General features: G+C 42.5%; 19 protein-coding genes. 4 read left to right on the top strand and 15 right to left on the bottom strand.

Annotation, left to right across the window (positions count from 1 at the left end):
* Positions 1 to 72: 72 nt before the first annotated feature.
* The 3 genes from Q0L00_RS10035 to Q0L00_RS10025 all read right to left on the bottom strand — a co-directional run bounded on the left by Q0L00_RS10035 (position 73) and on the right by Q0L00_RS10025 (position 4,586).
* On the bottom strand, positions 73 to 1,047 hold the full coding sequence (locus Q0L00_RS10035) for a TlpA disulfide reductase family protein (protein ID WP_297336749.1): 975 nt from the start codon (positions 1,045 to 1,047) through the stop codon (positions 73 to 75).
* A gap of 102 nt (positions 1,048 to 1,149) precedes the next feature.
* Positions 1,150 to 3,561 (bottom strand): trehalase family glycosidase, encoded by a 2,412-nt coding sequence (locus tag Q0L00_RS10030; protein WP_297336748.1) that lies wholly within the window; start codon positions 3,559 to 3,561, stop codon positions 1,150 to 1,152.
* Between the two features lie 92 nt (positions 3,562 to 3,653).
* Entirely contained in the window at positions 3,654 to 4,586 is a 933-nt protein-coding gene (locus Q0L00_RS10025) for a polysaccharide deacetylase family protein (protein WP_297336747.1), read from the bottom strand.
* 95 nt (positions 4,587 to 4,681) lie between these two features.
* On the opposite strand from Q0L00_RS10025, the gene Q0L00_RS10020 reads away from it, so the two are divergent.
* Entirely contained in the window at positions 4,682 to 6,112 is a 1,431-nt protein-coding gene (locus tag Q0L00_RS10020; RefSeq protein WP_297336751.1) for a DASH family cryptochrome, read from the top strand.
* Between the two features lie 20 nt (positions 6,113 to 6,132).
* Here the strand turns inward: Q0L00_RS10020 and Q0L00_RS10015 are convergent, their stop codons facing one another.
* From Q0L00_RS10015 to Q0L00_RS09995, 5 genes are read right to left on the bottom strand one after another with little or no spacing between them, the layout of a single operon-like run.
* Positions 6,133 to 6,420, bottom strand: a complete 288-nt coding sequence (locus tag Q0L00_RS10015; RefSeq protein ID WP_297336746.1) for a hypothetical protein — start codon at positions 6,418 to 6,420, stop codon at positions 6,133 to 6,135.
* Positions 6,421 to 6,427: 7 nt separating this feature from the next.
* On the bottom strand, positions 6,428 to 6,670 hold the full coding sequence (locus tag Q0L00_RS10010; RefSeq protein WP_297336745.1) for a hypothetical protein: 243 nt from the start codon (positions 6,668 to 6,670) through the stop codon (positions 6,428 to 6,430).
* 3 nt (positions 6,671 to 6,673) lie between these two features.
* The gene (locus Q0L00_RS10005; protein WP_297336744.1) at positions 6,674 to 7,900 is read right to left on the bottom strand and encodes a serine hydrolase; all 1,227 of its coding nucleotides are present in this window, start codon (positions 7,898 to 7,900) and stop codon (positions 6,674 to 6,676) included.
* Positions 7,897 to 8,961 (bottom strand): aminotransferase class I/II-fold pyridoxal phosphate-dependent enzyme, encoded by a 1,065-nt coding sequence (locus Q0L00_RS10000; RefSeq protein ID WP_297336743.1) that lies wholly within the window; start codon positions 8,959 to 8,961, stop codon positions 7,897 to 7,899. The genes Q0L00_RS10005 and Q0L00_RS10000 overlap by 4 nt, the downstream gene beginning before the upstream one ends.
* A gap of 6 nt (positions 8,962 to 8,967) precedes the next feature.
* Positions 8,968 to 9,390, bottom strand: a complete 423-nt coding sequence (locus Q0L00_RS09995; RefSeq protein WP_297336742.1) for a VOC family protein — start codon at positions 9,388 to 9,390, stop codon at positions 8,968 to 8,970.
* 108 nt (positions 9,391 to 9,498) lie between these two features.
* Between Q0L00_RS09995 and Q0L00_RS09990 the strand changes: the two genes are divergently transcribed.
* Together Q0L00_RS09990 and Q0L00_RS09985 are read left to right on the top strand one after the other, a co-directional pair.
* A complete protein-coding gene (locus Q0L00_RS09990) occupies positions 9,499 to 10,401 on the top strand; it encodes a patatin-like phospholipase family protein (protein WP_297336741.1) in 903 nt (300 codons plus the stop codon).
* Positions 10,391 to 11,014: a class I SAM-dependent methyltransferase gene (locus tag Q0L00_RS09985; RefSeq protein WP_297336740.1), complete on the top strand. Its 624-nt coding sequence runs from the start codon at positions 10,391 to 10,393 to the stop codon at positions 11,012 to 11,014. The genes Q0L00_RS09990 and Q0L00_RS09985 overlap by 11 nt, the downstream gene beginning before the upstream one ends.
* Here Q0L00_RS09985 and Q0L00_RS09980 read toward each other — a convergent pair.
* From Q0L00_RS09980 to Q0L00_RS09970, 3 genes are all read right to left on the bottom strand, one after another.
* Positions 11,008 to 11,868: a universal stress protein gene (locus Q0L00_RS09980; RefSeq protein WP_297336739.1), complete on the bottom strand. Its 861-nt coding sequence runs from the start codon at positions 11,866 to 11,868 to the stop codon at positions 11,008 to 11,010. The genes Q0L00_RS09985 and Q0L00_RS09980 overlap by 7 nt on opposite strands.
* 117 nt (positions 11,869 to 11,985) lie before the next feature.
* Positions 11,986 to 13,575 carry a BCCT family transporter gene (locus Q0L00_RS09975; protein ID WP_297336738.1) on the bottom strand — a complete coding sequence of 530 codons (1,590 nt, stop codon included), beginning with the start codon at positions 13,573 to 13,575 and terminating at the stop codon, positions 11,986 to 11,988.
* A 12-nt stretch (positions 13,576 to 13,587) separates the two neighbouring features.
* Positions 13,588 to 14,931, bottom strand: coding sequence for a hypothetical protein (locus Q0L00_RS09970; RefSeq protein ID WP_297336737.1), 1,344 nt, complete (start codon positions 14,929 to 14,931; stop codon positions 13,588 to 13,590).
* A gap of 227 nt (positions 14,932 to 15,158) precedes the next feature.
* Between Q0L00_RS09970 and Q0L00_RS09965 the strand changes: the two genes are divergently transcribed.
* Complete coding sequence (locus Q0L00_RS09965; protein ID WP_297336736.1) at positions 15,159 to 15,761, top strand: trimeric intracellular cation channel family protein; 603 nt, start codon at positions 15,159 to 15,161, stop codon at positions 15,759 to 15,761.
* A 229-nt stretch (positions 15,762 to 15,990) separates the two neighbouring features.
* Here Q0L00_RS09965 and Q0L00_RS09960 read toward each other — a convergent pair whose 3' ends face one another.
* From Q0L00_RS09960 to Q0L00_RS09945, 4 genes are read right to left on the bottom strand one after another with little or no spacing between them, the layout of a single operon-like run.
* Positions 15,991 to 17,085: a DUF4221 family protein gene (locus Q0L00_RS09960; protein WP_297336735.1), complete on the bottom strand. Its 1,095-nt coding sequence runs from the start codon at positions 17,083 to 17,085 to the stop codon at positions 15,991 to 15,993.
* A gap of 6 nt (positions 17,086 to 17,091) precedes the next feature.
* On the bottom strand, positions 17,092 to 18,246 hold the full coding sequence (locus Q0L00_RS09955; RefSeq protein ID WP_297336734.1) for a DUF4221 family protein: 1,155 nt from the start codon (positions 18,244 to 18,246) through the stop codon (positions 17,092 to 17,094).
* Entirely contained in the window at positions 18,239 to 19,372 is a 1,134-nt protein-coding gene (locus tag Q0L00_RS09950) for a DUF4221 family protein (RefSeq protein WP_297336733.1), read from the bottom strand. Before Q0L00_RS09950 ends, Q0L00_RS09955 begins: the two co-directional genes overlap by 8 nt.
* 10 nt (positions 19,373 to 19,382) lie before the next feature.
* Positions 19,383 to 20,528: a DUF4221 family protein gene (locus Q0L00_RS09945; protein WP_297336732.1), complete on the bottom strand. Its 1,146-nt coding sequence runs from the start codon at positions 20,526 to 20,528 to the stop codon at positions 19,383 to 19,385.

Below are 20,528 nucleotides of genomic sequence, written 5' to 3'. Positions count from 1 at the left end.
GTACGGTGGTGTGAGAGGACAGGTAGGGAAATAATCCCTACCTTCCTACTCGATTATCTAATTGAAAATTGCCTAAATCTCCCTCCCCAATTTCCTTCTCAATTTGCCTTTGCTGTAGCCGTTCCAGATGCTTTGGACTTCTCCCTCGGGATTGATGAGGACAAAAGAGGGGAAAATTTCGATCTCGAAAAGTTTGGTCGCCAAACTATTTCTATCCCATAGACTGGTCCAATTCATTTGGGATTTGTGTTCTTTTTGAATTTCCAGCCAAGTTCTCCGAGTTCGGTCGTTCCAAACCGTCACAAACTCCACTTGATCGCTCAGTTCGGCTTGTAATTCGATTAATTCGGGAAGGGCCTTGACGCAACCCGCACACCCGGTAAAGGAAAAATCCAACAACACATATTTTCCTTTCTGATTGCTTAGTGAAAAATCCGAACCCGCTTTGCTTTCTAAGGTAAAGTCCGGAGCCAATTCACCGATTTGGGCACGCGCCAAGGTATTCAAACTGAGATAGGTTTTGACTTCGTCGATTTCCCAAGATTCTTTAAATTCGGCTGGGATATCCGAAATCAAACCCATCAACTCTTCATCGCTAAAAATTTGTTTGTAGGAATTTAGCATTCGAATACCCACCAGTTTGTCCAGATTTTTGGTAATCAGTTGCTTCTTAATTTCACTTTCAGCTGTCGTGATTTCTGATTGGAGCGCAGTGAAAGGATGCTCAGGGCTAAGTCTCCAAGATTCAGGATCATTTACTTTTCCTGTCAACGTATATTCTCCTTCTTCCAGCCAAAATGTTTTGCTCGTGTGAATTTTCCCTTTGCTTGAAATATAATATATGGATAGGGTTTTGGGACCAGGAACTGTGTCCGAATTGACAAAATCATACCTTTCGCCAAAAAGGTCAAAAACCTCTTCTCCATGCTGAATTCGTAAAAACTGATTTCCTGAAAACTGAGCCTCGAGTTTGCCGATTAGTCGGGTTTGCGAAAAAGAAGAAAATGAAATCGCTAAAGAAAGAAGAAATACCAAAGCAATGCGCATAAGAAAAGATTTTTTAGTATTTACTGAGATTCAAGGGTAAGGGTTTCGGTTGATGGCACTCTTTTTTATCCTTAAACATTTCAAATTGAGTTTGCCCATTGATCATTCTTTTCCTTCCACCCGCACTTTCGCTCCCGTCATCAGGATTCTCCGATAGCCGTTTTGGGTATCCGAGCTCACCTCTTTGCCTAAGACTTTGACCTGTTGATAACTTTCCGGGATTTCTATGGAAAGGCCCCATTTTTTTTGACTTTGTTCAACTTCGATCATCAATTCATTCCCGGATTTTTGATAGGTAATGGAAATCTCATTTTCCCCGATTTGTACGTTTTGGATCGAAGCATTTTCCCATTGGCTGGGCATCTGAGGACGGATGTGGATCACTTTATTTCCTGCATCGGGTTGAATCCCGAAAAACTGGGTCACGATCGGTACGGCATAACTATACAGATTCCAAGCTTGGGTAAACATGCCATAATCAGGGGAAACTTCATAAATCGATCCCGGTAACGCAAAGCCGAAACTTCGAGTCATTCGCTGCAAATAGTCCAGGGCTCCATCGGGATTTCCATACTTGTTTTCGCCAATGGCAGAAACTCCGGTGGGCAACGTCATGACCGCACCCGTGTAGGAAAAAACTTGGCTGCCAGAAAAGGATCCCTCCTCTGTTTCTGCACTTTCATCCCGATCGATTCCCGTCACAAATGTTCCAAATGGGTTAGTATACTTTTTAGCAGTTTCCAACGCAAGGTTAGCTTTATCCACATCGGCTACCCCTACCTCCATCGGAGTATTTACCACCCAATTGTGATAGAGCACAAAGCCTTGTTTTTGGTCTTTGGGTAATGTGGATAACTTGGCTTTGGTCGCTTCCAATTCAGCTACCGCCCAGGGTTTATCCAAGGTATCTGCCCGAATAATCGCCCCATCGATCAAGTGAAGGGCTTCTTCTGCTGTTCCAATAAAATCGGCATAACTCCCAAATTCTTCTACCCAAAAATCACTATTGATCTTTTCTTTGAGCGTTTCGGCAGTCTGTTGATAACTTTCCGAAAGCTGCGTTTTTCCGAGAATTTCAGCCATTTTTGCCGCATCAGCAAAAGCTTGGTAGCTATAGGCTGCCACGTCGATCATTTCGGATTCCAAGCCATGGATTTCCATCATGCCATAGCCATCGGCAAGCAAGTTTCCGTCCTCGTCGTTTTCTTCCAAGAGCCAGTTCAGGCCTTTTTCCACAGAAGGAAAGTACTTTTCCAAAAACTCGCGATCGCCTGTCCAGCGGTAGACTTCCCATACTGTTGAAACCCACTGAGGTGTTTCATTGATATTCCCGGGGTTGAATACGACTCCATTGGTGGAGGCCTCGTGAATGATGCGGCCATTGCCGTTGGTTTTTTCGGAAAGATGGTGAATCAATTCCATCGTGCTATACACCAACTCTTTTCTGCCGGTGGCGATCAAGCCTTGAATCGTGTACTCGCTGTCTACCCCAAAAAACCAAGGATAATCGGGCAATCCCGCTCCAAAACCACGACCCATCCCGGGGACTTCCCGGACTAACCAATCGGTATTGTACTTGGTCCATTCATAGGCTTTCTGCAATTCTTTGTCAGGTATGTTTATTTGGGTATTTTCAAAAATAGACTGGTACCTCTCCTTTTTCAGTTGCCAATCATTGGAAAGATTTTCTCGTAAATCTGCCAAGGTTTCCATCGCCTTCAACTCGCTTTCAGTGGATCCGGCAATAAAAATGGGTACCACCAATTCGGATCGTGCTGGAATTTGAATGGTCACTGTGAATGCGGCTGCAGCTCCTTTTCCTTTGGTTTCAAACCCACAAGCGGGATCTCGTAGGCTAAGCGGAATGCCTGCCTCGGTTCCCCAAGTGGTAAACCAATCATTTCCGCTATCCTTTGCAGTAAATGTTCCGGTTAATTCATTGAATGAAATTTGATCTTCCTCATCATTCATTCCATTCTCCTCACCCAACCAAACGGGTCTTAAATCCACTTGTGCATTCCAAGAAAAATCAAAGGTAGACTCGGTCTCTTCCGCATTTTTAAAGCGGTATAAAACGACCATTCCCTCTCGTCGGTCAGGTACAAAATGAAGCCGCTCGACCGATAAGCCTTTGGCTACTTCCCCATAGTGAACCACATTGCTATTGGGGTAATTTGTAAATTTTTGAGCCTTTTCAAGGCATTGGGCTTGTCCATTAATGGATAATTGAGCAGAAAAGCCATCCATCAATTTAATTGGATGCAACCAAATCCCGCCCATTTCACCTTGGACATGCCAGCCTAAATCCGGAAAAGTTCCATCCTGATGTCCAACCATATACATTCGGTCTCCGGCAGCCGCAAAAGGGGAACTGAGGTATTCGGTTTTCCCCTCAAGTCCTTCTTGATTTTCAAGGTCTTGGAAAATTTGAGAAAACGAATCCGGTTGACGTTGGCAACTCCAACACAATGCTAAGAGTTGACATGCAAATAGGCTTTTTGTTATTCGGAACATTTTATTAATCATTTTTTAAACGGGTTTGCACTCTGAAAGTGCAGTTGTTGCTATTATTTTCACTTCAACAGTGCAAAATCCAGTTTTAGCCTTTATAGTACCTTTCCGATCTCCCGCCAAGAGATCAGTTTAATGTTATTTTCCTCAATGAGCTTTTTGGCTTCTTCGCTGGTAAAAAAATCATAATCCTGCTGTCTCCATGGGGCATGAAAGGAATCGTGGCCTGCGGTCACAGCATTCATTTCCACATCATCAAAAGCCAAGTGAATCAACAATACATGCACTCCGGAAGGAAGATTTTTCAATGCTTGAGTATAAAATTTTTCCATTCCTTTTTCGTAAGCTTCCTCATCTGCCATGATGATTTGATCGATGATGGGGAGTTTATCCACATTCATTCCTGCGAATAAATCAAGATTGGGCTGAATCAGTCCTTGGTACAGTTCTCGATTGATCATCGCCGGAATCTTATTTTCCAAGGCGAGCTTGACATAGATGCGAAGATACTCTGGCCGTCCAAAGAACATACAGCCCATGTGCGAATCCAAATGCGTGATATCGATTCCCATGGCTTTAGCGGTTTTGATTTGAGCTCTTACTTCCATTTCTACCTCCTCAGGGCTAGCATGTTCGCTGACCTCTGCACAAGAGGGGTACATATGCCCGATGGAATTGGCCAATCCTGCTACATTTTCCTTCCCGGCTTCCGGTCCCCAATTGTAATGCAGCCATTCATTGGTCAGCGTGATGTGAATTCCGATATCGGGATTTTCGATTTCCTTGGCCATCACGGCTACTTCAGCGGACCATGGGGCTGGCACCATCATACTCGTGGAAGTCACAAGACCCTTTTGCATGGCTTTAAATGTTGCTTGATTTTGAGAATGAGAAACGCCCACATCGTCGCCGTGAATGATTAAAAGCTTGGCATCGGCTGGGTAGCCTAACTTTTCCTGTAAAGTTTGCCCCTTCATAGAAATGGGGATGATAAGTAGTAAAAACAAAAAGAACGATAGGTTTTTCATGATGAGTTGAATTTGAAGTCAAATTAATGAATTTCCGAGACAATGAATTTTTAAATTCCACCAAACACTATGCTTCAACAGGCTGTTTTGCAAGCATGAAGTACAGGAGAATAATTGTATGGTTTCGTAATGATTTGCGTCTTTTGGATAACGAGACGCTTTTTAAAGCTTCCCAAATGGGAGCCGAAACCATTCCTGTTTACTGCTTTGATCCTCGGCATTTCGAAAAAACAGAAATTGGTTTTCCGAAAACCGGAGCACATCGGGCAAAATTTCTTTTTGAAGCAATTCGCGATTTAAGATCGCAATTTCGAGACAGGGAATCGGATTTGCTTTTGCTTCGGGGAAAGCCGGAGGAAGAGCTAGTGACTTTGGCCGAGCGATTGGAAGCGGACGCTATTTTTTTCTCCAGGGAAGTGACATCCGAAGAGCGAACGATCGACCGATCCTTGGAAAAAGTAGCTTGGTCCAAAGGCATTGCGACAGAGAGTTTTTGGCAGAGCACTTTGTATCATATTGATGATTTGCCCTTTCCGATCAATCAAACGCCTGAGATTTTCACTCAGTTTCGGAAGAATATCGAAAAACTTTCTTCGGTCAGAGCAAGTTATCCACAACCAGAGCAGTTTAAATTTCCCCGAAAATTAATCCCGATCAGCGGGGAAGTTCCGGAATTGGAAACTTATGGATTGGAGGAGCCTGAGTTCGTGCGCGAAAAGGTGATGGAGTTTGATGGTGGAGAGCGCGCCGGGCTTAGGCGAATCCAGTCCTATTTTTGGGAAGGGGATCACTTAAAAGAGTACAAGGAAACTCGAAATGGGATGATCGGAGCAGATTACAGTTCCAAGTTTTCCCCGTGGTTGGCTTTAGGCTGTCTTTCCCCGCGCATCATATATGAGGAAGTAAAACGCTATGAACGCCAACGGAAGAAAAATCAAAGCACCTATTGGCTGATCTTTGAACTCATTTGGCGGGATTACTTTCGATTCATCTGTAAAAAGCATGGGGATCGAATTTTTCACCTTGAAGGCATTAAAAATACAAAGGACTCCTGGAGAAGGGATAGTGCCGATTTTGAGCGCTGGTGTGAGGGGCAGACAGGAGTCCCTTTTGTTGATGCCAATATGCGTGAGTTGAAATTAACTGGATTTATGTCCAATCGTGGCCGACAAAATGTGGCCAGTTTTCTGGTCAATGACCTGGGAATTGATTGGACTTGGGGCGCAAGTTATTTCGAGAGTCAGCTGATCGATTACGATGTCTGCTCAAACTGGGGTAATTGGATGTATGTGGGAGGAGTGGGGAATGATCCGCGAGAAAACCGGTACTTTAATATTCTTCGGCAAGCCAAAAATTACGATAAAAATGGAGAGTATGTTCGGCTTTGGATTCCCGAATTGGCGAAAATACAAGGCTTTGATATTCAGCATCCTTGGGACTTATCCACAGCTCAAATGAAAGAAGCTGAGGTCCAATTGGGCAAGAGTTATCCACAAGCGATGGTTGATTTTGAAGGGGTTTTATAGGTTGGTGTTCTGTGCAAGAGTTAGTTTTTGGACTCAAATTTTTCGCGCATTTTTGATCTAAAATTGGGGTTGAATTTCCAAAATGCGAAATATAAAACCAAGCCCCAAATGATCATACTAAAAACCAGATTGATGTAAGTTTGGTAATCCGTTAAATAGGTCCAGTCAAATCCCTGATTGATTCCAACATAGCCGCGGATGAGCACGCCGACTAAAGAGGCCAAAAGAATAAACCAAGTGTGCACTTTAAAAAAAAGACCAAGCTCTGTAAATCGACTTGATGAGGAATTAGGAGTGGTTTGATTCATTTTTTTTTTATGCTTGTTTTTGATCATTTCCAAGGAAGGCTTGGGTTAAAACTTCCCATATAAAGAACTGTGTGATGGTCCAAAAAAACCAATAAAAAAGCATGGATATATAAGTGGTTGATTCTTGAAGAAAATCCCACTCAAACCGAAGCTCGGGATAGACATAACCTTTTTGAAAAATGACCAGAGGAATGGCAAACCCTAAACCCCAAGCCCAATTCTTTTTAAAATAAGCGGTAATTTTTTGCATCTATCAATACTCAAACTTTAACCCTTCAAAATCCGGTTTCAATACCTTCTTTCTATTCAGCTCCAGCTGATATAAATATTCACCCAATTCGGTAAAAAAAGGCAATCCGATTTCTTCGGTTTCATACCTATTATCGTTGAGGGTTTGATTTCGGTTGGTGTAGATGGTGGCTGACACGAAAAACTCAACTCCATTTTTATAATCCACAAAATAACTTCCGTCGATCAAATGACCATAAGCCCAGCCGGTTTTGTTAAAAATCCGGAATTGGTCCGGAATCGGGTTTTTATCTGTTCCGAATTTGAAAAACTTAGAGTAGCTATCGTAATAGTCTGGGCCTTCATACTTGGGAAAATCCGATTCATTGGGAAGCATACTCATATACTTCAAGATAAAGGCTTGATGCTCTTCATTGATCCTAAACCGTTCTGATTCCAAAAAAGCCTGTGGAAAAACGATTCGCTGTACCACACCATGCAAATCCGAAAGCGAAAATTTATTTTTATAAGTAAACTCCATCCCCGTTTCAATCAAGGAATCTCCAGCGTAATAAGCCCTTCCAATAACTGGGCGTTCAGGATTGGAATAGACGGTTTCGGTTTTTCGTTCGGGAATTTCGAGCAGTATTTCGCCAGATTTATCCACAAAACGAATGGGATTGAAAAAGCGGTTTTCAATCTCGTCTGCCGGATAGCTCAGCCGGTGATTGATGAGGGTGTGATTCAATCCTTTTTCTGCCAATTTTTGATTGATATAGTCCTGGCCCAGAAGTTCGTATAGGCGATTATAGGCATCATTATCCGAGACCAATAGAATCTTTTTGATGTAGTGGCCAATGCTCGGAAAAGAGTCATAAGAGGACTTATCCACATAGGCGGGGAGCTGGGATGGGCGGACCGAATCGGTCAACATTGGGGTAACCAGGGTCAGGTTATCCACATTTTGCTCCTCCAGCCATTCCAAGGCCAAAATGGCTACGGGTAACTTTACCGTAGAGGCTGGATAAAAATAACGCTCGTCGTCTAGGTTGAATGAAAAGGTTTCCATCAACGGGTTCATGTGTTCATTTCGGTCGATTCGGGTATAGAGAATCTGTACCTGATAAGTATCCGCACTGTCCAATACATTTTTCAATGTTGGATAGTTTTCCAAGCCACTTTCAAAAGGTATCGGCTCTTTAGTTTCGCAGGCAAAAATCAAAAATGAAAATAGAATCAGTAACTGTCTCATGATTGCTTGGCTAAATCTTGTAAAATATCAATCAAGTATTCAATATCGCTTTTTTCATGATAGGCCGAAAGAATCAATCGGTTTACTTGGGGGCTTTCTGCGGTGGGATAGGGAAAGCTTGAACAGATGATTCCCGAACTTTCCAATTGATCCACCCATTCATTGGGATGAAAACGAAATACAGGATAATCTGATCTTCCATGAAGTTGGGAAATGTTTTGGATACCTTCTTTAAATAAAACGCAATTTTTTTCCAGTAAATGCTGAGTTTCCTCGTAGCGATGCTGCATTTCCAAAAAAGTCTGTAAATGAGCTGGCGAGCCTGGTGAGGCTCCGCCAAATAGAGGTGTACTTTTTATTTTCTTAATTTGATCTTCCTCACTCAAAATTATTCCTGCCGGTAATCCAAGCGCTTTTCCCAGGGAACCGGTGACCATTAAGTTTACCTTTGGATCATTCCACATGGAGTAGGTACCAAAAATTTCCTTACCTACTACCCCAAAGGCATGGGAATCATCGATCAATAGGCTCACTTCATGTTTTTGGGCGATTTCTTTTACCCAGTTATAATCATGAATCTGGATGTTGAGTGGATCTACCGCATTGCCAATGAGGAGGATTTTTTGGGGAGAAAGCTTTTCTGCTCGCTGCTGACAGTCTTTCTTCCATTGGATAAAATCCAGTTGTTTACTTGATGAATAACCATCAGGAATAATGGCCGAATGAGCGTCTGGTGCAATCCAAATTTGGTCCTTTGCTTGACTGATATTTTTCCAAGCTGCTATTCCTGCCAAATAGCCTGAACTCAATACTGCCGCTGAAGTTGCGCCGGCATTAAAGGCAAAAAACTCTTCAAACTCATCAAATATTTCCAGTCGGATATTATTATTTCGACTTTGTCCAAAATTGGCTCCCCATTCAAATATATTATTGGCCAAAACATCCAAAAAATCTACGTCCTGGGCAATTCCCAAATAGGAAGTTCCGCTGAAATAGAGGTACTCTTTTCCCTCTATTTCAATCATGCGGCCGATTCCGGTATTTAGATAGTAATTTTTCAATCAGGATTATTTTGCAAAAATCTGGGATTCGTCTTGAAAAGATTTAAACTCCAATGCATTCCCGCAGGGGTCGAGGAAAAACATGGTGGCTTGTTCTCCTACTTCCCCTTGGAATCGGATGTAAGGCTCGATGATAAATTCAATTCCATGGGCTTTCAATTTATCGGCTAGTTCATGCCACTCATCCCAAGGAAGAATTGCTCCAAAATGCCTAACCGGCACATTTTTACCATCTACCGCATTGGTTTTTGCTTGGGCCAATTCCTCCGGCTTGATGTGGGCAGAAAGCTGATGACCGAAGAAATTAAAATCGATCCATTTATCTGTACTTCGGCCAATGTCACAGCCTAAAAGTTCGCCGTAAAATTTGCGGGTTTCTTCGATGTCACGAATTGGGAAAGCCAGGTGGAAGGGTTTAAATTGACTCATATTGTTTACTTTCGTATGGAAGTTTTATTTGTCCTGTATTCGAAAAGGGCTAGTCTACCGAGCCGATTGAATTCAGGATTTTAGTACTTATTTTTCTACCCTAAAGATATGGCAAAAAAGCAGAAAGTTTCATTGGTTTTAAGCAGTGGTGGGGCAAGAGGCTTGGCGCATGTGGGAGTGATTGAGGAATTGGAAGAGCGGGGCTATCAAATCAGCCAAATCGCCGGCTGCTCGGCAGGAGCATTGGTCGGGGGCATGTATGCAGCTGGTAAATTGACCGAATTTAAAAACTGGATATGTCATTTGGATCGGATCGATGTCTTTTCATTGATGGATTTTACCTTTTCCAGCCGTGGATTTATCAAGGGAGAAAAGGTTTATTCTGCGCTGAAAAAAGTTGTTCCGGATTGTCAGATTGAGGATTTGGCCATTCCATTTTCCTGCAATGCAGTGGATGTGCATTCGGGGGAGGAGTTTGTTTTTGAAAAGGGAGGTTTGTACCAGGCTATCCGAGCTTCCGGGAGTATTCCTTCGGTATTTTTGCCTGCTTACGCAGATAATAAAACTCTAATAGATGGGGGCGTGCTGAACCCGATTCCGATTTCATTGATTAAGTACCAACCGGAAGATTTACTTGTGGTGGTGGATGTAAATGGCTTGGATAGTGAATTTATTGCTCCACCAAAAAAAGATGCCAAAGGCAATCGATTTATCAACAATCTTCCCAGCTGGATGATTGAATATAAAAATAAGATGAGTCAATATTTTCCTGAGGAAAAACCCGGAGAAAAGGACATCAGCTATTCAACTTTGAATTTGGTCAAGCGCTCTTTCGATTTGCTTCAAGATCGATTTTGCGAATTGTTATTGGAAAAGCATCCAGTAGATGTGCAAATCAAAGTGGCACGGAAACAAGCCGGAACATTGGAGTTTTATCGAGCAGCGGAGATGATAGAAATCGGTCGAATCAAAGCCAAAAAGGCATTGGATAAACTGGAAAATGGAAATTAGGGAGCTCAATCGCCTTTTGGGAAATGTGGATATCTATCTTTTGGATCAAATCCTGAAAGGTCGATTTACCAAAGAGATGAAAATCCTTGATGCCGGCTGTGGAGAGGGCAGAAATACCGTGTATTTTGTTAATCAGGGCTATTCCATTTTTGGAATTGACCCAAATGAAGTGTCAGTTCAATACTGTCGCTTTCAGGCCAAAAGCCTAAATTCTGATTTTGATGTTCACCGGTTTCAAGTGGGTCGATTAGAAGAAATCCCCTTTCACAAGGAAGCGTTTGATGCCGTCATTTGCTCTGCAGTCCTTCATTTTGCGGAGAATGTGGATAACTTTTGGCAAATGATCCGGGAAATTCATCGGGTATTGAAGCCGGGAGGGGTTTTTTGGTTTCGAATGTGTACAGGTTTTGGTGGAATTTTAGAAAAATCCCAACCTCTGGGTGGAGGAAAATACTTGCTACCGGATGATTCGGAGCGATTTGTATTGATGCCTGCCGATGTGGATAAGTTGGAAAGTCTTGGCTTTCGCTTTTTGGAGAACCCCAAAACGGTTTTGGTTTGGGAGCAGCGGGAAATGGGGGTTTTTCTAATGCAAAAGGATGGATTTCATTGAATAATCAAAACGGCTATATTTTTATCGTTGGCGATGAGGTTTTCTGCCACGCTTCCCAAGAGCAGGTCCGAATCATCTGATTTTCCTTTTTTGGAAATGACGATTAGGTCACCTTTAAGCTCTCTGGTTTTTTTGTAAATGACATTTCCAATGGAATCACCTTCGGTGAGATACATGGCCAAAGTTGCCTCGATATTGGCTTTTTTCTTCAATTTTTCATATTTCCCTAGAGCTTCCTTTTCCAAGCTTTTCTTGATTTGTTTTTCATTTCCAACAAAGGGAAAATAGTGAATCCCGATTTTGAGGATATGAATGGGCAGGAGTTCGGCTCCGGTTTTTTTGGCGATATGGCTGGACATTTCCAGCACTTTACCCGAATAGGAAGAAAAATCGATAGGAATAACAGTTTTGGTGATGGTGGGTTTGGCGGTTTCGGGAACAAGGATCAAATTGCAGCGGAGGAGTCTGACCATTTTACTACTGAAAATCCCTGAGCCATCCAGGCCTTTCTTTTTCCCGAGAAAAAATAGATCGAATCTACTTTTGTTGATCCAGGTGACCAAGGCACTGAAGTCAGGCTTGGGTTGAATGTAAATGTGAATTGTGGATTTATTTTCCCCAAATACTGAATCGATTTTGGATTGCAGTTCTTCGCGGATAAGTTCTTCCAAGCTTTGATTCTTTTCTGCCAGTAGGGCTTCAAATTCTTGGGAGAGCTCTTCAATTTCTATCTGATGGATCAGGTGAAGCTCTTCAAAATCAAAGAGTGAATCGTATCCTTTGATGAAATGGAGCATCATTTCGTCCATTTCCGTCAAATCGGCGGCTAAGGCTATTTTATTTAAATTTTTCATTTGTCATAATTGATTTTCAAAGGTCCCAGAGAGTCTGGCAGATGTTAAAATCATTTCAATAGGTATCGCTTAAATCATGCTTCCTTTCATGGATAGCTCATGTAGGTTTAGTACAAACTATTCTTTCTTCTTTATCCCTTGCTTTTTGATCAAGGTGTCTTCGAGTTTCTTTTCGTAGCGTTTTTTATCCGGTTCTTTTTCCAGCTGAGTCATTTTAAGGTATTCGGATTTCAAGCCTTTGTTGAGAGAATACATCATCAGCAAAAGAATGACTAGAAAGGGTAATCCTGTGGTAATCGAGGCAGTTTGTAATGCTCCAAGTCCACCACCGATCAGTAAAGCAGCTGCTACGGCTCCTTCGGCAGTGGCCCAAAATACGCGCTGTGGAACAGGAGAATCCAACTTTCCTCCCGAGGTAATATTATCAATAACCAAAGAACCCGAATCGGAAGAAGTGACAAAGAACGAGGTAACTAAAAACAATCCGATGATTGAACCCAGCATGCTGAATGGAAATTCCTGAATGAAAACAAACAATGCCGTGGAGGCATCCGCTACGATGGCATTAGCCAAGTCGTGATTACCAGACTGCATATCTAGATAAATCGCAGAACCTCCCATCGCGGTCATCCAAAGAAAAGTCAACAGAGCTGGAATAAGTAGTACGCCCAATACAAATTCTCGGATCGTTCTTCCTTTTGACACCCGAGCGATAAACATGCCGACAAAAGGAGACCAGGAGATCCACCAAGCCCAGTAAAAAACCGTCCAATCACCCTGCCATCCCTTATCTCGAATGGCCTCTGTCCAAGTGGATACTTCGATAAAGTTATTCATGTAGTTTCCCACATTTTGGATAAACCCGCGCATGATAAAAAGCGTGGGACCAAAAATCAGGACGAAAACCAATAACATGGCCGCAATGCGTACATTCCATTCGCTGAGAAACTTCACTCCTTTGTCGATTCCCGACACAACCGACATAGTGGCGATTAGGGTAATGACTGCAATTAGGATGACTTGAGTGGTGACGGTATTTGGGATTTTGAAAAGGTAAAATAACCCCCCACCCACTTGCTGAACACCCAGTCCGAGGGAAGTTGCCAACCCAAAAAGCGTAGCCAATACTGCAAAAACGTCAATGACATCACCGATCCAGCCATTGATCCGCTCTCCCAAAAGGGGATAAAACACCGAGCGAATCGTTAAAGGGAGCTTTCGGTTGTAGGCAAAGAATGCCAACGAAAGAGCTACTACAGTGTATATGGCCCATGCATGAAATCCCCAATGAAGGAAGGTTAAGTTCATGGCATTTTGGGCCGCTTCTGGGCTGTAATCGTCTGATATCGGAGAGTTTGCATAATGATTGACCGGCTCAGCTACACCCCAGAAAAGTAACCCAATGCCCATTCCTGCACTGAAAAGCATGGCAAACCACGCAGAGGTGGAAAATTCAGTTTCTGCATCTTTACCACCAAGTTTAATTTTTCCGTATTTGCTAAATCCCACGTAGATGCAAAAAATAATAAATACGTTGACTACGAGAATAAATAGCCATCCAGTCTTATCGGTGATAAAGGTTTTCATATTATCAAAAATCTGCTCCATGGGTTCTCCTACCCAAAGGGTGACGCCAATAAACAGGATGATCAGAATCGTGGCTGGCCAAAAGACGGGAGGATGAATATCGATGTATTTATTTTTCATTATCGGTTAGGTTTAGAAATAATAGCCGAGATTAATATTTAATCGGGTATTCCAAGCAGCTTTTTCTGAAATAGGATTATGGGGTCCAATGGGCTTTTGGTAATCGATCCCCCGACCAGTTCCCAATGCATTGCCGCCAAAAATATCGCTTAACCAAGGTTGATTCCTTCCTTGGGCAATATCAACATAGCAGTAGATTTTTCCGGCACTGACTAGAGCCCCGGGGACCAACATATGTGTAGGAGCAAATCGATGTCTAGTGCCGTTGAGCTCGATTTCTCCAAATTTTTCCATGTAAGTGTAATCCGTGTATACTTGGATATTGCGCACAGGACCCCAACTCACGGGAATGTCGTAAGAAAGGCCCAGGGTATACATCGCCGCTTCCGCTGCGACATCGTAGGTGCCAAAACCATAGGCGCCCATCTGTACATAGCTTAACCGGGTATCAGCGTCATCTCTGACATCTTTGAAATTGTAGTAAAGCGCCTGGGATTTTAAATTCCACCTTCCCCAATTATTTTCATAATGAATGGCTCCGGCAAATTGCCTTCCGATATGAGAGGTTTGCTGATTGTATACTTCATGGGTTTGAAGTGAAAGTCCGATTTCGCCTGATTTAAATAATTTGGCCGCCCGCAGATTGAGTTGCCTCCGTTCGATATTGGTGTTACCAGGTACAGGGACCACATCGTAAGAATAACGGGCAGAGGCAGGGACCCCGAAACTGAGTTCGTTGGTACCACGGGGCTCGGAAAGTAGAAAATAGGCTACATTAAAGCGCCAGCCTTCGTAGTCTTTAGTCAAATTAAACCCAATTTGATGATCATCTTCCAGTCCAACGTAATAGGGCGTGGTAAACCACCAACTATGGGAAGCGTAGGTTAACAGGCCGAAAGGTACTTGGGTGATTCCAAATTGCAAATTGGTTGTAGGAGTAAAGCGGTAACCAATCCAGCCGTATTTTAAAAAGTGGGTATTGAAGGTGGGATAAAATCGGTACTCAAAAGACAACTGAAGGCCATCACTATAGGAGTCCACGTTAATTCGCCACGTATCCCAAGTCCAATCATTCCGGAGCTCGGTACCTAGCGGAAAAGTCTGTCCTTCGAAATGCGTGTAAATGGTATTGAGCCGAAGGGCTCCTCCGATTTTGAGCCAAGTCGTATCCATTTTGCTTTCCTGAGCGGCAAAATTAGCAAACTCCAAAGTGGCTTTGGAATTGCCATAGTCTTTGATAAATAGATGGGTTAGTGGGGATTCCCGATTTGTTGAATCCAATGGAGAACCCAGAGACAAAATCGGAATACTGAATAAAATCAGGTAAAAAAAGAGAGAATGGTACAGTTTTCTCATTGGTTAATTTTTAGCTTTCCAAAAGAGAGGTGATCTTTTACCTGAAATTTTAAGGTATTACTTTCAATTCAAATATGAAATTAATTCGGAAAGAAAATTAAGCGGATGAACGAATTTTATGGATGATTTATAGCTTTTTACAAATAAATATTTCAAGAAATTCGGTCTTATTGCCTTTTAATTGCTGTTTATTTGATAATTAGCCTGACCTTTGAAAAAAATATTCCATGACTTTACAATACGCTTTAGAACTCATCGGAACTTTTGTTTTTGCCATCTCCGGAGCTTTGGCGGTACGGGAGCGGGAACATGATTTGTTTGGGGCGGGATTTACCGGTTTTATCACCGCGATTGGTGGAGGTACCCTTCGAGATGTTTTGTTGGATGCGCATCCCTTAGTCTGGATTGGAGATATTCATTTTCTGTATGCGATTTTATTGGGAATTTTGACGGCCTTTGTTTTTCCCAATTTCCTGAGTCGATTGCGAAGGACTTTCTTTCTTTTTGATACCTTGGGAATTGGTTTCTTTACCGTTCTGGGCGTGGAGAAGGCCTTAAGTCTGGGAGTCCGGCCGGAGATTGCCGCGATTATGGGGATGTTTACTGCCGTGATGGGAGGAGTCATTCGGGATACGCTGACCAATGAAATTCCAATTTTGTTTCGGAAAGAGATTTATGCATCGGCCTGTTTGGCAGGAGCAATTTTATACCTGGTTCTGAATTATTTTGGTTTGGGAAGAGAGTGGAATTTGCTGCTGTCGATTTTTACGGTGATTTCCATCCGCCTGATCGCCATGAAGTATAAACTGAGTTTGCCTCGATTGGATTGAGTATTATAGCTCGCTTTAGCGGTATGTACTACTGAAAAGTTCTCCCGTTAATGAGCGGAGTAATTAAAGATATGCTCAGACCTTTGCAGTAAGAGAATTAGAATTGGGAAATCAGCGACAAGCAGCGGGTAAAAAAAGGATGTGATCCCATCGGTAAAAAAGTGAAATAAATCTCATATTCTAGGCTTTTTCCTAGAGCACTAGACCTCAAAAATCTTTCTCGCAAAAGCTAATTCTCTTCGATTACCGAAATCACAAAAAACTCTAAATCCTCAGTTTCTTGATTTCTGACATAAAGTTTTCCTTTTCTTACGAAATATTGGAAAAAACCAATCTCCCGATCACTGAGGTCTAGCTCCTGGAGCAGCTTCATTTCCTGATCAAAAATCAAAAAATACTGGACCATACGGTCTGATTCGGGCATATTTCGGCTGGCAAATCGATAGAACCATTCATTCTTTTTGTCATATACCAATTCACCGTAATTGATTTCCAGTTTTTGCTTTTCAAGAACCGCTGAAAACTCCCCCAATTCGGCAGTTTTTGGGAAGTTACCGGATTTTCGCCTGGGTGCTAAACTGGGGGAATTGTCTTTGAATTCAATCTTTTCGGTTATGGGGTCAATGCGATATACATCAATTCCATCGTGATGATAGACAAAAAATTTTTCTTGGTAAAAAGCGGCATATAGTGGACTGGAAACACTAACTCGGCTGTTTCTAATTTCAAAATTCTTTCGATAGTTCATGCTATCCAGGCTCACTTCCCGGTAAACAGAGTCTTTAAAATCTATCCAACCGAACATTTGATTTTGTTTGAAACTGGACGATAGTCCAAATAAATACTGCTCATTGGATGAGAGCTTAGCCCAGGCTTCAAATTGTTTCTCGGGGTCCACCTGTACCATGCTGTCAAATCGTGGCGACTCGAAAAGCAATTCATTTCGCTGATTCAACTCAATAAAATTACGCTGAGTAAAAAAACGAAAAGAGCTGTCCGTCAATGGAATATAGTCAAAGCGACTTCGGTCCAGTACTCCTTTTGGACCCTCTTTTTCCAAATAGAGCGTTTCGACCCATTTTTTTTCTTCCAAATCGATGGTCTCTATCGAATGGTTTGTGTAATCATAGAAGAAAAGTAAACGTTCATCCTCAGACAGCTTGGCCTTTGGAATCCCTTGGCCTACATGGAGGAGATGTTGGCCACTTTCGATGGAAAGGGTGTCTATTTTGATCGAAAACCCAGTCCAGGATAGTCCTTCTTTTCTGTCAATCCCGCAGGCAAATATGCCTAGCGCTAAACAACAAAATAGGAGAGCTCTCATGGTGGCTTACTCAGTAATCGTTGGATTCACCCGTACAAAAGCCACTTCATCGTCAATATTTAAAAAATGCCAAAGCTTACCATCTAGGTAAAAAACCGGATCGGCATTTTTGAACTTTTCCGGTAAGGCGGTTTCCCCTAATTGATTTAAGTCCTCGTCAAAAGCGGTCAGAACATTCTTGTAAATAATCGTATCCCCCGCCGTCATGCGGTCCATTTCCTTATGATATCTCCAAAACATATCCAGATCGGGAGCATGTACCAACATACCAAAATTGACCTCTTTATTTTTTTCTTTGATTGCTGCAGACCATTCCTCATTGGAATTGACCTGTATGGGGAAATTTCCTTTCTTACTATTTGATGTCAGTTGAGAGGTATAGGTATGGGATACTAAGCTATCTTGGGCCAAATCCCATTGCCAAAGTTCGTTTTTGGCACTGGTGGTAATTAGAATTTTATCGTTTACCACTCGGATACGGTTTCGTTCTGGAAATTTAGCTGCGCCTCTTCCGTCCATTGAAAAACTGATGTCATAAGCGGAGGTAAACTGTAAGAAATCCGATGGTAAAAGCTTCAGGGATTTTTCGATCACGTTGAATTGGGCGATACCGGAGTTTTTGCTATCGAAGCCCTGAGTACCAAAGAAACCATAGAAGGTTTTTCCATCTTTGGTATCCAAGCTGGAAACATCGATTTCCTCCCCTTCTGGCAGATTAGCCCCTTCCCATTCGATTTCCCCCAATTGGAAGGTAGCGATTTTTTCACCTGATTTGGCGACATGATGGATGCCGTTGAAATCGTAGAAAACAACACTTTCATCGGGAAGTACCTGGATACGCATAATAAACCCGCCGCCGATGCCATTGGGCCCTTCTTTTTCGAGCTGAATGGTCTCCATAAGCTTCAGATTATCCAAGTCTACTACTTCGAGTAGGAGGGTTTGTGGATTGAGATTAAACAGGATTTTTTTGTCAGCACTGATGTCCGATATGCCCAAATTCCAATTGAGAAAAAAGAAATGATCTCCTGCATCAACCATGACCGTGTCGATTTCATAGGAAACTCCTAAAGAAGACCTTTCCCCTTTTTCATTTTCGGGGCTGCTACAGGCAATCGATCCAGCAATCACCAAGACAATAAGCGCTTTGAAGTTATTCATAAGTTGGTTTGATGAGTAGGAATCCCAATTCGTCTTCCAAATTGATAAAGGTGTGAAGATTGCCCTCCTTGAAATAAGCCAAGCTTCCTGAAATATTGAATTTGATTTGCTCTTCGTGTAGCTGATTGAGGTCCTGATCAAAAATGGTCAGCACTTTTTTGATGACTGCAGAATCCCCTATCATCCGGTCTAATTCGGTGCTGACCCGCCAAAATTTCGCATGAGTTGGATCATAAAAAATCTCCTGAAAACTCACTTCATTTTGTTTTTCGTCCCAAGCTTTTCTCATTTCCTCTTCACTGTTCGTGCTTTTGGTATAGAGCCCTTTTTTGGCGTTTGCGGTAAGCGTAGACTGAAACTGTTGATGAGCTAGGGAATCGAGCTCGGGATCATAGATAAAGGCCTCATTTCTTGCCGTGTTGGTTACGTAGATTTTTCCATTAAACTCTTTGACCCAAACCCGCTCGATGGTGCTCATTCGGGGATTCCCGTTTCCGTCGAATTGACTGATGTTGAAGTCCACCAGTGATTCTAATTCAGGAATAGGGATAGTTTTGAGCTCCATGGATGCCAAGTCAAGAATGGCCAAGCCCCGGGTAGGACCGTTGAATTGCTGTTTGGAGTAGGTTCCCATAAGCTTTTCCCCATCCTGAGAAATAGTATACCCAAAATCCACTCCTTCTGCATCTCCCAAACTATCGCCCTTGAATTGATCGGGTTCGATTCGGTAGTGCTGAAAGTTTTTCAAGGCTGCATCCGCCTTAACCAGTGAACGATAGCCGATAAAGAAAAACTCACCTTGATCCGAGACATGCAAATCAGAAACTGAAGTGCCGATTCCATCGGGGCCCTCTTTTTCCAGAGGTATCGCCCGATCAAATCTTAAGTTTTCCAGGTCGATGAACTCCATTTCAGGGACACTGACATTGAGATTATAAAGCCATTTTTGGTCTTTCGAAACGGCTGAAGTGCTCATATACCTTGAAATAAAGATCAAATGCTCTCCCGGATCGACCTGCATCGTGTCGGTGGTGTAGGAGAAATTGATTCGGGTGTTTTCCTGCTTTTGCGATTCTGAGCAGGAGAATACAAATGGGATTAAAAGGAAGAAAAGAAAGCGTTTCATGGATTAAGGGTTAATGCGAAAGACGTGGCTTTAAGCGGACAAAATACAATTCATCGTCTTGGTTGATCCCTTTGTGTAGCATGCCATCCTTGAAAAAGACCTTACCCGAAAAATTAGGAAAGTCTGCGATGTCTTCAATATGCTCTAGGTTTTGATCAAAAATGCTGAGAATGAAATTCCATTTTTCTCCATCAACAGGAGACACCGAGCGGAAATAGCTGATTCGATAATACCGCTTTGATTTTTCATCAAAAACAAATGGACCGAATTGATGCTCTGAGTATTTGGCTTTTGTCGCAGCTTCCAATGCTTCCATGGAGTTGACCTTTCGTGGATAATCTCCAGCCCTTCGCTTGGGAAGAAGGTCTGAAGAAAAGATTTTCTCAACTAAAGAGTCTGACGTGTAGTTATAAATAGCCACTCCATTTACTCCATTAGTGCTAATTAGTGCCTTGCCGAAAGACTCCTGAAGAAAAAATTGATCGGAGCTACTCATTTGCGTTTCTCCCTCCAATACAATTTCATACTCGCTGAGTGATTGCAGCAATGGGATTTTTTTGACGATCACTTTTTCATCAGCCCAATCGATAATCGTCAAGCCTTCTCCAGATGAATTTCCTCCCCGAGAGTCTCCATAGGTGCCAAAAAACAAGGTGCCTTCATCGTTGAAGTCTCCGGCAAAGCTGGTAATGGTCATGGGGGGAAGTTGTTCGGCTACAAAGTCCATTTTATCCCAATTGAGTCGAGTAATTAAATTCCCATTGCGGTCCATTTTGCGAATCGCCTCAAAAGAGGAAGTGAAAATTTCTCCCTTTTCGGTAAGGTGAAATTCATAAGGACTGAGCGAACCGATGCCTTTTGGGCCTTCTTCGGTGAAATCAATACTGCGAACGATGGAATAGCTTTCCAAGTCGATTTCATCCAATCGTTTATTGGTCACATTGTAGAAATAGAGGGAGTTTAGGTCTGGAGAAAGGGCCATCCTTGATAAGCCTCCTGACACGGCAAGGAGGAGATCTCCTGTCTTGACTTTTACAGTATCCAGCTCAAAGTCAAAATCGAATGCTTGGTTTTCTCCCTTTTCTTTCTGCTCGGGTGACCCACATGCTCCGAAAATCAAAAGCGGAATTACCAAAATCAGAAGTTGTTTTTTCAT

Origin of the sequence: Algoriphagus sp., assembly GCF_024305035.1 — a bacterium.
Lineage (GTDB): Bacteria > Bacteroidota > Bacteroidia > Cytophagales > Cyclobacteriaceae > Algoriphagus.
The sequence above is the reverse complement of the archived record's forward strand: the minus strand, read 5'-3'. Positions and strand labels throughout refer to the sequence as shown.

What these genes read in the sequence shown, in the direction of transcription:
- Q0L00_RS09945 (WP_297336732.1), bottom strand. Translation starts at nt 20,528, where the DNA reads ATGAAAAAACAACTTCTGATTTTGGTAATTCCGCTTTTGATTTTCGGA.
- Q0L00_RS10020 (WP_297336751.1), top strand. Translation starts at nt 4,682, where the DNA reads ATGAAGTACAGGAGAATAATTGTATGGTTTCGTAATGATTTGCGTCTT.
- Q0L00_RS10010 (WP_297336745.1), bottom strand. Translation starts at nt 6,670, where the DNA reads ATGCAAAAAATTACCGCTTATTTTAAAAAGAATTGGGCTTGGGGTTTA.
- Q0L00_RS09995 (WP_297336742.1), bottom strand. Translation starts at nt 9,390, where the DNA reads ATGAGTCAATTTAAACCCTTCCACCTGGCTTTCCCAATTCGTGACATC.
- Q0L00_RS10030 (WP_297336748.1), bottom strand. Translation starts at nt 3,561, where the DNA reads ATGTTCCGAATAACAAAAAGCCTATTTGCATGTCAACTCTTAGCATTG.
- Q0L00_RS10015 (WP_297336746.1), bottom strand. Translation starts at nt 6,420, where the DNA reads ATGAATCAAACCACTCCTAATTCCTCATCAAGTCGATTTACAGAGCTT.
- Q0L00_RS09955 (WP_297336734.1), bottom strand. Translation starts at nt 18,246, where the DNA reads ATGAATAACTTCAAAGCGCTTATTGTCTTGGTGATTGCTGGATCGATT.
- Q0L00_RS10025 (WP_297336747.1), bottom strand. Translation starts at nt 4,586, where the DNA reads ATGAAAAACCTATCGTTCTTTTTGTTTTTACTACTTATCATCCCCATT.
- Q0L00_RS09990 (WP_297336741.1), top strand. Translation starts at nt 9,499, where the DNA reads ATGGCAAAAAAGCAGAAAGTTTCATTGGTTTTAAGCAGTGGTGGGGCA.
- Q0L00_RS09975 (WP_297336738.1), bottom strand. Translation starts at nt 13,575, where the DNA reads ATGAAAAATAAATACATCGATATTCATCCTCCCGTCTTTTGGCCAGCC.
- Q0L00_RS09960 (WP_297336735.1), bottom strand. Translation starts at nt 17,085, where the DNA reads ATGAGAGCTCTCCTATTTTGTTGTTTAGCGCTAGGCATATTTGCCTGC.
- Q0L00_RS09970 (WP_297336737.1), bottom strand. Translation starts at nt 14,931, where the DNA reads ATGAGAAAACTGTACCATTCTCTCTTTTTTTACCTGATTTTATTCAGT.
- Q0L00_RS10005 (WP_297336744.1), bottom strand. Translation starts at nt 7,900, where the DNA reads ATGAGACAGTTACTGATTCTATTTTCATTTTTGATTTTTGCCTGCGAA.
- Q0L00_RS09985 (WP_297336740.1), top strand. Translation starts at nt 10,391, where the DNA reads ATGGAAATTAGGGAGCTCAATCGCCTTTTGGGAAATGTGGATATCTAT.
- Q0L00_RS09950 (WP_297336733.1), bottom strand. Translation starts at nt 19,372, where the DNA reads ATGAAACGCTTTCTTTTCTTCCTTTTAATCCCATTTGTATTCTCCTGC.
- Q0L00_RS09980 (WP_297336739.1), bottom strand. Translation starts at nt 11,868, where the DNA reads ATGAAAAATTTAAATAAAATAGCCTTAGCCGCCGATTTGACGGAAATG.
- Q0L00_RS10035 (WP_297336749.1), bottom strand. Translation starts at nt 1,047, where the DNA reads ATGCGCATTGCTTTGGTATTTCTTCTTTCTTTAGCGATTTCATTTTCT.
- Q0L00_RS09965 (WP_297336736.1), top strand. Translation starts at nt 15,159, where the DNA reads ATGACTTTACAATACGCTTTAGAACTCATCGGAACTTTTGTTTTTGCC.